Origin of the sequence: Paenibacillus sp. FSL R5-0928 (assembly GCF_037970385.1) — a bacterium.
GTDB classification, from domain to species: Bacteria; Bacillota; Bacilli; order Paenibacillales; family Paenibacillaceae; genus Paenibacillus_AQ; species Paenibacillus_AQ odorifer.
Window position 1 is genome coordinate 6,617,029 of record NZ_CP150225.1, and the last position, 15,498, is coordinate 6,632,526.

Consider the following 15,498-nt stretch of genomic DNA (forward strand, 5'->3'; position numbering starts at 1 on the left):
CTTTAATCGCGCAATGTCCGTCCTGTCAAACTAAGGAATAATGTCTCCAGATCCGGCTCCTCTATATTCAAAGAACCAATAACCCCTTCATGTTTAGCAAAAATAAATAAGATATCCTGCAGCTCATCCTGTGAGGAGGGGAGAAACATTTCTACCGTTCCCTCTTTACTTTCCACTCTCGTGATCCGCGGGTGTAGACTAAGCTCATTGATTAGCTCCGGGGTGATGTTCGTTGCTTTGACCACTATTTTTTCTTCCTGAGAAACCCGTTCCCGCAGCTCCTTTTCCGTACCACAAGCAATGATATGTCCCTTATCCATAATCGCTACCCGATCACAAATGGCTGCAACCTCTTCCATATAATGACTAGTGTAGATGACGGTTGAGCCAAGCCGATTGAGCTCTTTGACCGACTCAAGGATATGATTACGAGACTGCGGATCAATCCCTACGGTCGGCTCATCCATAATAATCAGCTTTGGATGATGCATGATGGCACAAGCGATATTCAAACGTCTCTTCATCCCTCCGGAGAAGGTGGCTGGTTTTTCTTTGGCCCGGTCACTAAGTCCTGTGAAAGCAAGAGCTTCCGCCACCCGCTCTTTCAGCAATTTTCCCCGCAAGCCATACAATCTTCCGAAAAAAGTTACATTTTCAGCTGCTGTCATTGTATTGTACAAAGCCAAATCCTGCGGAACTAAGCCGATCTTTTTCTTAACCTCCAGTGCATACGAAGAGACTGATAACCCATCAATAACAATGTCTCCACTATCAATCTTTAGCAGGCCGCAAATCATACTTATAGTTGTACTTTTGCCCGCCCCATTCGGCCCTAGCAGGCCAAAGATCTCTCCTGCTTGAATCGTAACATTCACATGATCTACCGTTAATTTGTTCTCATACCGTTTCACCACATCGGTCAACACCGCGATTGCCATCTCTTATCTCCCCTGTCGTGTGTGCTTCTATATTTTCAATTTTATTCTAGGTTGAATTTTTACGGATGTACGAAAGGTCATTTTTTGAAGGTGACTAAAGTCATCTCCTGAAGTAGTGGGATAATATGCTAAGATTATTAAAAAACATAAAGGATGACTAAGGCGTGCCCAGAGAGCTAAACTTATTGCGTTACGGACTCATCTTAATCCCTGCGTTTATTACCATTTATGTCTATCAATATAACGATTATGGAATCTTCACGCTGCATATCCTGATGCTTCTATTCCTTGTGGTCATGGTGCCAAAGCTCCCTCGATCCATTCATGCTTTGATTAGTATCATTGAAATCTTGTTCACGGCCTGGTTATGTTATCAATATGGCAGCATGATGATTTTCCCCGCTATATCAGCACTGCTTTATTATTCCAGACTCCAGCCTAAAGCAGTGCCTTATGTGTTCACAGGTGTACATCTGATAGCTTTGAACGTTGCACTCCAGAATTCTCCATCGCTCGTAGTGACTTACATTAACTTTTCATTTCTGCTCACTGCCTACCTAAATAAGCTATTATTAAAAGCTGGCCAGAGGCGCGAAGACACTCTTCTTCTATATGATGAGTTACGCAAAAAGCATTTCGAGCTCGATGAAGCTCGCAACCGCCTGCTGGAGTTCAGCGCGCAAGTAGAAGAGTCTGCCCAATCCAAAGAGCGCGTCCGCATCTCACGACAGCTCCATGACGATATCGGCCACCGGCTAATCCGGATTAAAATGATGATGGAGGCCGCCCTCCAGACCTTGCCTACCTCTCCCGAGAGCGGAATGCAAATGATGGAACTGATTCGTGACCAGCTGTCGGCCAGCATGGACGATATGCGGTCCGCAGTTAAACGTATCAACTACACTCCGAAGCTTGAGGGAGCTTATGCGTTAGACCGGCTGCTCGAAGAAATTGGACGTGAGACGGGGATCGAGACCTCATACCAAGTACAGGGCATACCTTATCCACTCTATCCCAGTATTCAAGTAATCCTGTACAAAAACGCCCGTGAAGCTATAACCAACGCCTTGCGGCATGGAAAAGCAACGTCCATCCGGATCAAAATTGACTACGCGCAAGCAGGAATCACTATGGAGGTTAGCAACAATGGATCACTTCCAGAAGAAGAGAAGCTCCGCAAATTATTGGGGAGTGGTGGAGACGGGATGAAAGGAATGTACGAGCGCACTCATCTGATCGGCGGAACACTCGAACTAAGGCAGGCGCCACATTTTACAGTCGTTACACGGCTGCCCATTTATAAGCAAGATGAGATTGTATAACGAAAGGAGCCATGCTAATGATTAAAGTGTTGATTGTTGACGACGACCCCTTTATTCGCCAAAGTCTGCAAGTATTGCTAGGTATGGACCCAGATATTGAAGTTGCCGGAGCAGCTTGTGAAGGTAACGAGGCCTTGGAATTACTTCAAAAAGGATTAAAGACCGATGTAGCTCTGATGGATATCCGCATGCCCGGCTGCGGTGGCGTTGAAGGAACGGAGAAGATTAAGCAGGCTTTTCCGCAAATTGCGATATTGATGCTGACCACTTTCGATGACGATGAATATATCATTGAAGCACTGCGTAACGGAGCTAGTGGATATTTGCTCAAAAACATACCGCCAGACCGGATCATCCAGGGCATTAAAACGGTTTTTGATGGGAACATGCTTATCCACCCTGATATCGCCCGCAAGCTGGCAACCTTTCTGCAGCCTACGGCACGGCAAGAATTGCCACAGGTACAGCCACTGGAATCGTTCGGATTGACCAAAACAGAGCTGGCTGTAGTGGCTTCTATCGCTGAGGGGCATAGCAACAAAGAAATCGCCGGACAGCTTTTTTTAAGCGAAGGTACCGTCAAAAATTACATAACGGATATATTAAGCAAATTAGAGCTCCGCGATCGTACGCAAATTGCAATTTTTTATTTGAAGAACATGCGGGGTTGAACTAGTAACATATAACATGTGAATAGGCCGCTGCCAAAGTTAGTTTTTCTTACGGACTCCAGTGAAGTTACTCCTTGGACGCGGGCTCGGACTCCAGTGACGTTGCTCCTTGGCGCGGGCTCGGACTCCAGTGACGCTATTTACAATTTTATCGGCGTTTGAGCAGAGTTTCGGACTCCAGCGACGTTACTCCTTGGCGCGGGCGGGCTCGGACTCCAGCGACGCTATTTACAATTTTATCGGCGTTTGAGCAGAGTTTCGGACCCCAGCGACGTTATTCCTCAGAAAGAGGCTCATTTGGGGTGTTTTTAATGCCAATAGTGGCTTTCGGGTCCGTTACCATTCTAAAAAAGCGAAAATGCTGCGATTAGGGGCAACTGGGTCCGATAGCAACTTCTCGCACGCGAAACTACCATCTAATCAAAACAAAGATGCCCCATTCACCATTTCATGGCTGATGGGGCATCTTCTAGTTATCCTTCCGCTGATTCCCGCTTGGCTTCAGTGGTTTTTTTTCGTTTAAGTTGGCCGTCCGGAAGGTTCCGGCTGCGTATGCCTGTCTTCATCCCGATGATGCTGTAGATGCTGGAAGGCTTCGCCTCAGCGGTAATCATCCCATCCGTCTCCGGCACCAAAATAATACCGAGCTGATGGTGATCCCCATCATAGATCGGGCTTTGAAGGTATTTGCTCTCCCCTTCACGGTTCAGCACCTCCAGCTTGCAGAACGCTGGATTCATGCGCAGCGCCTCATGTAGCTGCGCCGCATCGGTCAACAGGACCCCGTTGACCTTCAGTAAGATCTCACCGGGCAGGATGCCCAGCTCCTGGCCGGGACTGCCCGGCAGCACGGCCAGCACTTTGCGGCCGCGCGGTGGATGCACGAAGATGGGGCTGATGCTGCGCTCTTCCAGAGCGCTGTACCAGCTTAACCCTTCGTGCAGCACAATGGCTGCGAGCGCCGCGACCAGAGTCAGCGGGCTCCACCAAGCGGCAAGCAGGCTTAAGCCGAGCAGGACGATGCTGTAGATCAGCAGTCGTCCTGCAGTGCGGGCCGCCTTGCGCCCGGGCAGCATGCCCTGCGTCATCTCGCTGAAGCCGATGATGACGGGCAAAGAGACGATGCCAAGGCTGCCGCCCAGCAGCGAGTGCCATGGCAAATCCGTTCCTGCTCCCGATGGGATCAGCAGGAACAGCGGCAGCGGCCAGAAGGCCTGCAGCTGATAGCCGCCAACGACCATGCCTCGCTTTCCCTTCAGGAAGAGCGGCGTTGCAAGCTTGGCCCCTTGTCTGCGGGCCAGCAGTGCCTCCGCCATGTGCAGCAGCGCAGCTAACACTAGCAAAGCAGGAATATCCATCTCCCGTATGGCGGTGGTAATATTCCCTACCGTTCCACTATCTAAAGCATCTGGAAAGAAAGAAATTACAAACTGAACGATACCTAACAAGCCTATAGAATACGCAAAGCACAAATACCGCACACGCAGTAGCGACAACACGAGACTAACTACCCAAATACAGGCTACAGCGGTACCTGATAACGATATTCCTAGCAGAACGGCTGCTATAGAGACGACCAAACCCATGACTAAACCACTCCATACCGTCCGCAACGTTTCCTGACCCCAGCTATGTAATTTTACATGTATCAGCTTTCGTTCTAATGCCACCTGCCTACGGTAATATAACGCAATAAATATAATAGCAATGTAGTAATACGGCTGGATCAATAAGTGTAAGAACGCAGTGCCCAAGCTTCCTAACAGTTCCTGAATCACATTCAAACTGTTCGTCACACTCCTTTTCGTCCGATGACTGATTTGTATATATTCTAATTCCTCTACGTCGGTTGGCATTTTCTTATCTAAAAGAAAAAAAGAAGGCTGAATTCAGCCTTCTTACTTTTTCGACGCTGCCGCCTTAATTTCCTTCTGAATCTCAGCAATCCCTTTATTCCGTTGGTTGTCGTGAGCAGGGTCTTGAATGACCTTGATCAGCGCTGCTTCCAGCGCCTCCGCTGTCTTGGCGTCAATTATGCCTGTGACTTGGAGCTTTGCTGTACTTTGGAACTTCTTCACTGCGTCCTTAGTGCCAGCATCGAAATAGCCATCTTTACGTCCAGGCTTGTAACCCAAACCGTCCAGCATCGTCTGTGCACTCTTCACATCAGCGTTGTTCATATTATATTGCAGCGCCACGCTTTTGTTAATTGGAGCCACCGAGAAGTAATCCGGCTGCGCTACCGCGATATCCGGTTTAATGCCCTTGCCGTGGATCCATGTGCCGTCTGGCGTAAGCCATTTGGCAATGGTAACTTTCAGCAAGCTGCCGTCTCCAAGCTGTTTGTCAAAGCTCGTCTGCACGGTGCCTTTACCGAAAGAATTGTCACCGATTAGCTTAGCTCCTGCCGACTGCTGCAAGGCACCCGCCAATATTTCCGAAGCACTTGCGCTACCTTTATTCATCAGCACGACCACTGGATAAGCTTTACTCGATCCTTTTGAGGTGCTAACTTCGCGTTTTTTGTCTTTGTATTCTATTTGCACTATAGATTTGCCAGCTGGAACAAATTGCTCTGCCATTTCAATAACAATCGGAAGAACACCACCTGGATCATTGCGGACGTCAATAACAAGTCCCTTCATGCCTTGCTTCTCTAACTTCTCCAGCTCTTCCTTGAATCGTTCTGCGGTATTCAAGGAGAACTGCGTAACCTCGATTACGCCCACATTGTCCTTTTCCATGGTAGCGTAGACTGTTTCGAGCTTCACATCATCCCGGGTAAGAACAAATTCCAGCGGCTCTACAGCGCCGGAACGTTGTATTTTCAAAGTGGCCTTACTGCCCTTAGGACCGCGAATCTTGGCAACAGCTGCATTCAGCTCCATACCTTCCAGCGATTCACCGTTAACGGACAAGATAACATCTTTGGCCTGAATCCCAGCTTTCTCAGCAGGTGAGCCCTTGATCGGAGAGACCACGACTACCTTGCCATTATCCGAAGAGACCTCCGCACCGATACCTGAAAAGGAACCCTCAATGCTTTCTTCGAATTTCTCAGCTGTTTCTTTACCCATATAGTTGGAATAAGGATCGCCCAGCGCTTCCATCATACCGTTGACAGCACCGTCTATCAGCTTCTCCCGATCTACTGTCTCGTAGTAATTGCTCTCAATCAGACTGAGAGCAGTTCCAAGCTTCTGGGATTCCTTCTGCTGAAGGCCAGTAACCTGCAATGCTGAGGCCAGTCCTTCTCCTGCAGCTTGTCCAATAACATGACTATAACCCGTCACGCCCAAGGTCACCAGACTACCGCATAGCAGGGCGGCGATAATCATAAACGCCGCTGTGCTTTTTTTTAACATGATGTTCCCACCGTCCCTTCTTGTCCATCTCGCAAACAACTCCATAAGTCCGTCCTGAAAGGTACGGTATCTCTTCCAGTATATGCCGTACGTTCAAATAATATGAGTTATAAGTTCTTAAAAATTAGAGATAAGGCATCGGATTTACTGTCTTGCCGTCGATCCGAACTTCAAAATGGAGATGGGGGCCCGTCGAATTACCTGTAGAACCGGATTCAGCAATCACATCCCCACGATTGACTCTATCCCCAGGGCTAACCTTGATACCACCTTTACGGATATGTCCGTAGAGGGTCCAAACTCCGCCGCCATGATCAACAATTACACAATATCCATAGCCGCTATACCATTCAGCTACGATTACCGTTCCGGAATCAGCCGCATGAATATTGGTTCCTTGTGGAACTGCAAAGTCTACCCCGGTGTGTACTTTCCCCTTCTCACCCGTAATTGGGTGTGTCCGTGGTCCGTAGGAGGAAGAGATTCTTGCCGAACCTACAGGCAGCAGGAAGGGTCCATCTCCACCAGCATACGCGGTTGAGGAGCTGGAGCTTGAACTGCTGCTTGCCTTGCTAGCTGCAGCTTTCTTGGCCGCTGCTGCTGCCCGGCGTGCTGCTTCTGCTTTGGCGGCTGCTGCTTTGCGAGCCGCTTCCTCAGCTTTAATCTTATCCTTTTGGGTTTCCAAAGCAGAACGTTCGCTCGCCAGCTTAACCAGCTTCTCGTTCTGCTCTTCACTTAGATCATCGCTTTCTTGAATCTGCTTATCATAAAATGCGATAAGCTCCTGCTTCTCCGCTTCCTTCTCTTTCAGCAGGCTTCTCTGATTTTCCAAGGAGGTGTATAACTGCTTGGCTTGAGCATATTGCCCCTCAAGCTCCTGCTTCTTCTCTACAACTGTCTGCTTGTCCAGCTTGTGTTGGACTAACAGCTCCTGATCCTGATCCACAATCATCTTAAGCGAATCGGTGCGGCCCAGAAAATCAGAGAAGCTTGTCGATGAGAGCAAAACATCTAGGTAAGACACCGCTCCATCCGTGTACATCAACCGGACACGGGATCCTAAGAGTTCTTCTCTTGAGGCCACTCGTGCCTCTGCTTCATCCAATTCCGTTGCTGTAACGTTAAGGGATTCTTCTGTATCGGAAATTTTGTTAGAGATTTCGGTCATTTTACCTTTAACTTGATCCACTTGCTGCAATACATATTGTAAATTAATATTTGTCTTATTCTTATAGTGCTGCGCTTCCTGCGTTTGGGACTCCGCTTTCTCTTGCTGCGCCTTAGCTTCCTGCACCTCTTGTTGCAGCTGCTTTAATTGCTTATCGATCTCGGCAACACTTGTTTTTTTGGCATATCCATCAGAGGGTTGGAATATAGTGACAGCTAGTAACATTACGGCTAGTCCGGCGGCAATCTTCTTCAACTCGCACTCCCCATCCTTCACTCTTAAATTAAACTTTCAAAAACTTACGAATAGAAACCGTACTTCCCCAGACGCCGATCAGCACGCCTAGTCCTACTAACAGACCTACGAGCAGCAGCCAAATATCACTGAAAGGGATCAGCTGCAATCCGAGCATAGGATCTCCCTGTACCGAAGATTCCAAACCGTTGTAGCCGGCATATAAAACGCCCGAAGTAATCAATGATCCAATGAGTCCAATTAATGCCCCTTCTATAAAGAAAGGCCAACGAATAAAATAATTTGTCGCGCCTACCAGCTTCATAATCCCAATCTCTTTACGCCGGGCAAGAATCGTTACCCGAATAGTATTGGAGATGAGGAACATAGACATAAGTGCCAGCCCCGCTACAAAAATAAAGCCAATGTTGCGTACGGCACGCGTGATTTTAAACAATGTTTCAATCGAGCCTTTGCCATATTTCACTTTGTAGATAGGCTGCTCCGTATGTGTCTTATTAAGGGCTTGAATCTTCTCAGCCACAAAAGCAACGGTTGTAGGTTCAATAACCTCTACCTGAAGGGTATCTGGAAGCGGGTTATTGTCTTCATCGAACCCTTCCAGAAGCTCTGCTGCCTCCTCGCCCATATCTGCGCGGAGATCTTTAAGTCCCTGTTCCTTGGAGATGAACGTAATCTTGCTGACCTCCGGCATATTGCCAATTTCAGTCTGCAGGGTCTCGCGCATCTTCTGATCTGTATTCAAAGCTAGATGCACTTTGATCTGTACCTGACTGTCTGCCTCATCAGCTACAGAATTTACGTTGAGGACAAGAAGAATAAATACACCTAGAACAAAAAGAGAAACAACAATCGAAGTGATTGAGGCGATCGACATCCAGCCATTACGGAATACGCTTTTGAAGCCTTCCCGCACATGTCGCAAGAAGGTTTTAAAACTCATAACCATATTCCCCTCTCGCTTGGTCTCTGACAATGTTTCCATTCTCAATCGCAAGCACCCGTTTGCGCATTTTGTTCACAATATCTCTGTTATGGGTAGCCATTACAATCGTTGTTCCGCGAAAATTAATCTCGTCAAGCAGCTGCATAATGCCCCATGAAGTCTCGGGGTCTAAGTTACCTGTAGGCTCGTCCGCAATAATAACAGAAGGATTGTTGACGATAGCCCGTGCAATAGCGATCCGTTGCTGCTCACCACCAGAAAGCTGTGAGGGCTCACGATTCGCTTTACTTCTCAGCCCAACCAAATCAAGAACCTCATTCACACGTTTCTTGATGACTTTTTTCGGTGCTTCAATAACTTCCATAGCAAAAGCTACATTCTCGTATGCCGTCATTCTGGGCAAAAGCCGAAAATCTTGAAATACAACGCCGATATTACGGCGGACATAAGGGATTTTGCGTGGTTTTAGCTTTCCTATATTGAAACCTCCCACCGAAATCTGTCCTTTGGTAGGCACTTCTTCTCTATAAATCAATTTCATAAAAGTAGATTTACCCGCGCCGGAAGGGCCGACAACGTACACGAATTCATTGCGGTCGATTTTCACTGAAACTCCTTGCAGTGCGTGAGTTCCGTTAGGGTACGTTTTCCATACATCTTGCATTTCAATCATTTTCTCACTTCCCAATTATGACATTTTCCACTTGTGCGAATCGACATTGTCCACCTCAAGTTTCCATAAACTTCAATATTTCCGCAATGTATCTATTGTAACAAATCTGTAACTGATTGAGTACCCCGTAACTGCACGACTATTCGAAAGTTTTGTAGTGACTGGACATATACATATAAAAAAGCACCTAACGGTGCCTGTTATCAGATGTCGTAACTCCCTTTATTAGAGACTACTTGTTTCTTACTAAGTTATTATCGGTATCCCACGAAGTGTTCTTTAAGTTTTGTTACAGGGCCGCGCCTGCTTAGCGCAATCCAAATCCCCAAAAGGAGATTAATTATGAAAAAAATCCATGCTGCCCTCATAGTGGTCATCGCACTCGTCCTTATCGGCTCCTGCATTTACGGAGGGCTTCATCTATATGGCAGCAAAACTACGCTTCCAAAGGGTACAACCCTTGCCGGCTGGCAGGTCGGAGGCATGACCCTCACCGAGGTCCGCTCCCAGCTGGATCAGCGGCTGCGTGCCCTCGAATCCGTCCCTCTAGTGCTAAAAGTGGAGGGCAATGCAGATTTACCCCTAACTCTTAGTAAGACTGGGTTGAGTTATGAAGCCGCTGCTTTTCAGCAGGGCTTAAAAGAGCTTGCCGAAGGAACGCTTTGGGAGCGGGTAAAGGCACGCTATAACTTCCCTCAGCTGTGGAAGCTTGAAACTCATCTGGAAATCGCACAATTCCAGAAAATTCTAAGTCCCACTTGGGAGAAGGAGTCCTTTGGTGAACCAGTGGACGCTACGCGGCGAATTACAGGCGATGACCGAATCGTATATACTTCTGAGAAAACTTCCCTGGAGGTTGATTGGACAGCTCTGGAGACTTCCTTAGGAGCAGCTGCCCCCACCAGCTTCAATCATCTGAATACCCTGTTGGAGAAGGGAATCACGATGGAAGTCCCTTTGTTAATCCTGCAGCCTGACATAACATTAAAGAAATTAAAGGAACAAGGTATCGAGCGAAAAGTAATGCAATTCAGCACCTCTCTAGGTGCAAGTGGACCTGGACGAAGCTACAACGTAGAAGCTGCTGCCAAAGCTGTGGATGGAACCATTCTCCCGCCTGGAGCCGTCTTTGATTATGGAAAAGCTATAGAAAAAGCAAAGGTGAATTACGGCTTCCGTGAAGCGCCGGTGATTGTGAACGGCAAGCTGCAAGCAGGTGTTGGTGGAGGGATCTGCCAAGTGTCGAGCACTCTTTACAATGCCGCACTGCGTATAGGGCTAGAAATTGTGGAACGCCGTAATCATTCTTTGCCCGTCAACTACTTGCCCAAAGGTCAGGACGCAACATTCGCTGAAGGTTATATCAACTTTCGTTTTCGCAATACGACTGGCAAATATCTCATAATTAAAGCAGCTGTGCAGGGTAAATCACTGACCATAAAGCTGTTCGGCACGTTTCCGCAAAATGTCACTTACAAAGTTCATTCAAAAACAGTAGAGGTGCTCCCTCCAGTCGATAAATACGTAAACGATTCTTCACTGCCTCGTGGCAGCTCACGCGTTATTCAAAATGGGAAAACCGGATATATTGTTGAAACCTACATTACAAAGTATGTTGACGGTAAATCCACTGAGGTGAATAAACTGTCCCGCGACGTATATTACGCACAAAAACGATTAATCGCCATTAATCGTGGAGGCGTGAGCAAATCCATAATCCCGGATGTCCCCCGAAAGCAGCTGGTGGAGGATGGCGTCCGTAGTGAATAGCTAACAACAAATAACCGGTCAGAGCCCTAAGGTCTGACCGGTTATTTTTGCCAGCAATCTATTTTACCTGTAGCTTACGTTACCCGGCTTTGAAATTTACGATTCAGGGGTACATTAGAAGTAGACCCATAATCAGAAAGGATGAACATCCTATGACAACAGTCCTTGTAAATGATCTTACTGGTATTGTCCGCAGTGCTCCCGCTATTTTTGCCTCACGCACTTGCAGAGAAGCTCTTCGCGTCATGTTTCAGTATCCAGAATCCAAATGTATCGTCGTCTGCAATGCTATGAATGAACCCCTCGGATTGTTGATGAGCGAACGTTTCTTTTTAAAAGCTACAGGAAGATCCGGAGTAGATCTGTTCTACAGAGAACCTGCCATGAAGCTTATGAACAAAACCCCGCTCATTCTTGACATTTCCACTCCACTCGATACGGTATTGAGCCTCGCTATGAACCGCCCAGACCCTATGAAAAATGATTGTGTCATTATCACTCGCAAAGGTAAATTCGCTGGTGTTGCTTATACCTCTGACCTTATCCGCGCCCAAGCGTAGAGCCTATTTGCTCTTCCTCTTCTACCCTAAACCTTCCTCAAAAAAGAATATCCGGTGACGTATCAATTCTCCAGTATCCATTCACCTTTTTCAGCTTCACATACACCGACTCACTGCCTTCCTGCCCGCTCGAATAAGGAACTGTTAAGTCAAATTCAGCGGTTGTTGCAGTTTTGGAGAGCATTCGGGCGGTGGCTTTTTCAAACATTAATGAGTTTCCAAAATCTGCATTCACCTGTGACATTCTACCTTCATGCTCCAAAAATTGAGTCTGCACATAATAAGCTGCTGCATTATGCGTGTAGGCTTTTTTTATGTAATTCATCAGCTTCGCCTTTGTCCCAATATCATTGGAAAGGTAACGGTACTCTTGCGCTTTATACATGAAGGTTTCCATCGGGAAAAAGTTGCCCCCACGGCTAGTATAGAAATAGATTGCTCTGGCATGTACAACAAGCGGTACCACACTTTTTACCGTCAAATTGTTTATAGTAGCTGGGCCTTCTTTTCCTGTGCCAATCACAGCCACATTTTTTATTGCCGAGCTTCCCACTGATGATGAAGCTGCCATAACTCCGCTACCTGCTGATAAAAGGCCTAAAGAAAGGGCCAACGAACCAAGCATCCATTTTTTGTTCATCTGAAGTTCCTCCTCTTTCATCTGAAAAATACAGGCGATCGCCACTGTTTCAGCTTATGCACCCCGCAAGCTAAAATACCCAATAAACAGAGGAATGAAAACGTATTACAACTCTTTTGAAAATATAAAAAAACTCCACCCTCCTGATTCACAGGAAAAGCGGAGTAATATAGTTAAATAAAGTAGTACAAGAACCCTAATTGGATGCTGCTGCGGTGGCCTCAAAATACGCTGTAAAAGCTACGTTAGCAGTCAAAATACTCTCCGTATTGTTCTTAGTACGATCCTCGTAGGATTGCTGAAAATTGAAAGAGTCCACATTCACAATACGAGGTAAGGCTTGTAGTTCATCCATCCATTGCCGGATCCCCGAATATGTCCCTTCCACCACTGCAGTCATTTTGATCTGTTTGACCGTCGGGAATGACACCTCAGCTGAACCTGTCATTTGCTGAATCGGATTAGCCTCATCCATAACAAAACTAAGATCCTTTAGCCGCGCTTGTGAGGACGTGCTAACCTCCCGCAAATCAACAATCAGACCTTCGCTGTCATCGCCCTTTGGGAGTTCCCCCAGTAATTCCTTCTGTTCTAGATCTCCCTCAGTGCCGCTGCCCTTCAGCTCATTGATTTTGGTTTGGAGGACTTCTGCTTCCTTTTCCAACTGACCGATCTCGCTGCTCTGTGCGGAAATTTCCTTATTGGTCGGCTGAACACCCAGCATATAGAACGCAAACAATATCAGGAACAAAATCAGCACTCCCAGAACAATCGGCGAGCGATACTTATTGATCTGTTCCATCGCTGCTCACCTCCCCTTGGCTGGCATCCGTTTCACTGTTTTGAAGCTTAGCCGCTGCTAAGTTCACTTTATAAATAGCCGTATACGTATTGTATGAAATGGCATCTGCGGCTCCTTCAGTAAGCTTTTGAATAGAGGCATCGGTCGTAAAAGACATTTGGCGAAGTTGTCTTAAATAGTTGGAAGCATCCTCCATAGTGGATACATTTACAGTCAGATCTATAGAGGTCCGGTAGGTATAGTTAATATCACGGATTAGTGCCTCCTTAGGCAATCCCTCCACTAATTCGTCCAAGATAGGGACTACAATCACCTTATTGTCCTGAAGCACTGTGATGGCTGCTTTCCGATCTAGCTGTCCAGGTCCGCTGTTCTTAAGCTTCGCGAGCTCTACTTGGAGCATTAAACTGCGATCCTGCAGGCCTTGCAGCTCTTCTTTACCATTAGAAATCTGACCCTTATTGGCCGAAAAATAAATCCCCGTTCCGATCATCCCCAGCAGCCAGATCGCTACAAGCCCCATCGTGACATAAGGAAATAGCAACGTCTCCCGATCTTCTCTCGGCAATAAATCAATCGTATCCGTGTTGATGCTATTTTTTAGAGCGGTCCCGGCAGCTACGCGGTAATCATTTAGTTCAGGGTCAGAAACAGCAGCACTAGCCATCTGTTCCAGACTTATTGGTGTTATTACAAGTTCAGCTAGGGACTGCTGGAGTTCTAGGTCCAGTTGTTTACGAATCGAGGGAGTGCCCGTAATCACTAAATTGTTGATACGAGTGGAACCGTCATGCAAGCTGTATTGATAAAAGCTGAGCATACGGGAGATTTCCGCAGTGATTTCCACCATTTGCTCGGGTGATAAATGTTCTTCTACAGCGACAGCTGTTTCTGCCAAGGTTTCACTGTCTGTCAAAAGATCCATTCCCGCTAAATTTCTTCCTTTATGTAGATCAAGTAAGTTTATCGTACGAATGAAGACCGGATTCCCGTTTCTGAACATATAAATGTCCATTACCGATGGCTCCATATTAATCAGCATCGTCTCCGCAAAGCTCTCCCCGTGCCCAGTGGTTATAGCACGCGCCAAGGCGGTTGCCGAAATTTCGACACTGCTTATCCGAAGACCCGCCCGCTCCAGAACTTCTACGTAATCCTGAATCGATTTTCGCGGAGCAGCAAATACGAGCAGGTGACTTTGCTCCTCATCCACTTCGAGCGTTACATAGTCATAGACAGGATTTTCAAAAGGTAAATGCAGTCCCGTCTCCACTTCCAGCTTCACCAGTTGTTCTACCTGTTTGTCGTTGGTACTAGGAATACTCATTTTACGGATAATGATCTGTGAAGGGGGAATGGACAAAGAAACCTTACTGCCCCGTAACCCTTCCTTCTTCACCCACTGCCTTACCCGATCATAAAGCGCCTCGCTATCCGCCACCTGATTCTCAATGATCATGCCTGGAAGGAGCGGGAGAAACCGTTTTTTACGGACTTCCCATGACTGTTTATTCTTAAAACTAATATAACGGATTCCGGCAGCTTCAATTGAAAGTCCGGCCACTTTGGGGCCTAATCCAAGCATGTGATCAATGTCCTCCTATCCGATAAGCGAGAGATACGCGCTGATGATGTATGAGCCATATCCAAAACTAATTAAAGCTCCTATAGCTAACCATGGGCCGAAGGGTACCGGCTGTTTACGTTTGATTACACCGAGCAGCATCAGCAGTCCGCCCACCACGCTCCCAAGCAGACAAGCCACAAAAAAAGCCAAAATCACATTCGGAAAACCAATCACCAAACCCAGCAGCGCAAATAACTTCACATCTCCAGCCCCCATGCCACCTAATAGAACAAAAGGGATAAGAACCCCTCCCCCAAGCACAGCTCCTAGCAGATGATGCCATATCGGTCCATCCGGAAATAACAGTACAAGAATCAGCAGCAGCGGTAAAAAAAACAACAATACCTTATTGGGAATCAGCATGTACTTCAAATCCGCAACCGTCACGATAACCGCTAAACTCACAAGAATGAACCCGATGATTCCCTTACCCGTCAGGCCAAATTGCAAATACACCCATAAAAAAAGCAAACCCGTTGCCGCTTCTCCAAGCGGGTATAATGGCGATACCCTTGTCCCGCAGTATCGGCATTTGCCTCCTGACAGCAGGTAGCTTAGCATCGGAAACAAATCCCGCGCTTTCAGCCGCGTGTTGCAGTTCGGGCAATGTGACGGCGGATTAAGCAAGGATTCCTTGGCCGGCACCCGCAGCGCCACTACGTTATAGAAGGAGCCTAGAATCAGACCCAGTAATGTGATGTAACTTGCGATAAATATCGTCATGGTTGTCCTCTGTTAGCTTCTGGATTTTAAAAAGGAAT

14 protein-coding genes are annotated in these 15,498 nt (G+C 47.0%); 4 read left to right on the plus strand and 10 right to left on the minus strand.

The window, feature by feature from the left end; genetic code table 11:
- Positions 1-2 precede the first annotated feature (2 nt).
- Entirely contained in the window at positions 3-938 is a 936-nt protein-coding gene (locus MKZ16_RS30100; protein WP_076107078.1) for an ABC transporter ATP-binding protein, read from the minus strand.
- Positions 939-1,102: 164 nt separating this feature from the next.
- Here MKZ16_RS30100 and MKZ16_RS30105 point away from each other — a divergent pair, with 164 nt between their 5' ends.
- Both MKZ16_RS30105 and MKZ16_RS30110 read left to right on the plus strand, forming a co-directional pair.
- Positions 1,103-2,260, plus strand: a complete 1,158-nt coding sequence (locus MKZ16_RS30105; protein WP_076107076.1) for a sensor histidine kinase — start codon at positions 1,103-1,105, stop codon at positions 2,258-2,260.
- A gap of 17 nt (positions 2,261-2,277) precedes the next feature.
- Complete coding sequence (locus tag MKZ16_RS30110; RefSeq protein ID WP_076107075.1) at positions 2,278-2,931, plus strand: response regulator transcription factor; 654 nt, start codon at positions 2,278-2,280, stop codon at positions 2,929-2,931.
- A 473-nt stretch (positions 2,932-3,404) separates the two neighbouring features.
- Here MKZ16_RS30110 and MKZ16_RS30115 read toward each other — a convergent pair whose 3' ends face one another.
- From MKZ16_RS30115 to ftsE, 5 genes are all read right to left on the minus strand, one after another.
- A complete protein-coding gene (locus tag MKZ16_RS30115; protein ID WP_339815131.1) occupies positions 3,405-4,379 on the minus strand; it encodes a PDZ domain-containing protein in 975 nt (324 codons plus the stop codon).
- Between the two features lie 450 nt (positions 4,380-4,829).
- On the minus strand, positions 4,830-6,296 hold the full coding sequence (locus MKZ16_RS30120; protein WP_076107072.1) for a S41 family peptidase: 1,467 nt from the start codon (positions 6,294-6,296) through the stop codon (positions 4,830-4,832).
- Positions 6,297-6,420: 124 nt separating this feature from the next.
- Positions 6,421-7,719 (minus strand): peptidoglycan DD-metalloendopeptidase family protein, encoded by a 1,299-nt coding sequence (locus tag MKZ16_RS30125; protein WP_076107069.1) that lies wholly within the window; start codon positions 7,717-7,719, stop codon positions 6,421-6,423.
- A gap of 28 nt (positions 7,720-7,747) precedes the next feature.
- Positions 7,748-8,662 carry a permease-like cell division protein FtsX gene (gene ftsX / locus MKZ16_RS30130; protein WP_036678558.1) on the minus strand — a complete coding sequence of 305 codons (915 nt, stop codon included), beginning with the start codon at positions 8,660-8,662 and terminating at the stop codon, positions 7,748-7,750.
- Positions 8,652-9,338 carry a cell division ATP-binding protein FtsE gene (ftsE, locus tag MKZ16_RS30135; RefSeq protein WP_036678556.1) on the minus strand — a complete coding sequence of 229 codons (687 nt, stop codon included), beginning with the start codon at positions 9,336-9,338 and terminating at the stop codon, positions 8,652-8,654. Before ftsE ends, ftsX begins: the two co-directional genes overlap by 11 nt.
- Positions 9,339-9,680: 342 nt before the next feature.
- On the opposite strand from ftsE, the gene MKZ16_RS30140 reads away from it, so the two are divergent.
- Both MKZ16_RS30140 and MKZ16_RS30145 read left to right on the plus strand, forming a co-directional pair.
- A complete protein-coding gene (locus tag MKZ16_RS30140) occupies positions 9,681-11,108 on the plus strand; it encodes a VanW family protein (protein ID WP_036678554.1) in 1,428 nt (475 codons plus the stop codon).
- A gap of 152 nt (positions 11,109-11,260) precedes the next feature.
- Positions 11,261-11,668, plus strand: coding sequence for a CBS domain-containing protein (locus MKZ16_RS30145; RefSeq protein ID WP_076107067.1), 408 nt, complete (start codon positions 11,261-11,263; stop codon positions 11,666-11,668).
- 37 nt (positions 11,669-11,705) lie between these two features.
- On the opposite strand, the gene MKZ16_RS30150 is transcribed toward MKZ16_RS30145, so the two are convergent.
- The 4 genes from MKZ16_RS30150 to MKZ16_RS30165 form a co-directional block, all read right to left on the minus strand.
- Positions 11,706-12,308 (minus strand): DL-endopeptidase inhibitor IseA family protein, encoded by a 603-nt coding sequence (locus tag MKZ16_RS30150; protein WP_076107065.1) that lies wholly within the window; start codon positions 12,306-12,308, stop codon positions 11,706-11,708.
- A 196-nt stretch (positions 12,309-12,504) separates the two neighbouring features.
- The gene (pilO, locus tag MKZ16_RS30155) at positions 12,505-13,110 is read right to left on the minus strand and encodes a type 4a pilus biogenesis protein PilO (protein WP_076107063.1); all 606 of its coding nucleotides are present in this window, start codon (positions 13,108-13,110) and stop codon (positions 12,505-12,507) included.
- Positions 13,094-14,695, minus strand: a complete 1,602-nt coding sequence (pilM, locus tag MKZ16_RS30160; RefSeq protein ID WP_076107061.1) for a pilus assembly protein PilM — start codon at positions 14,693-14,695, stop codon at positions 13,094-13,096. Before pilM ends, pilO begins: the two co-directional genes overlap by 17 nt.
- A 15-nt stretch (positions 14,696-14,710) precedes the next feature.
- The gene (locus tag MKZ16_RS30165; RefSeq protein ID WP_076107059.1) at positions 14,711-15,460 is read right to left on the minus strand and encodes an A24 family peptidase; all 750 of its coding nucleotides are present in this window, start codon (positions 15,458-15,460) and stop codon (positions 14,711-14,713) included.
- Positions 15,461-15,498 lie beyond the last annotated feature (38 nt).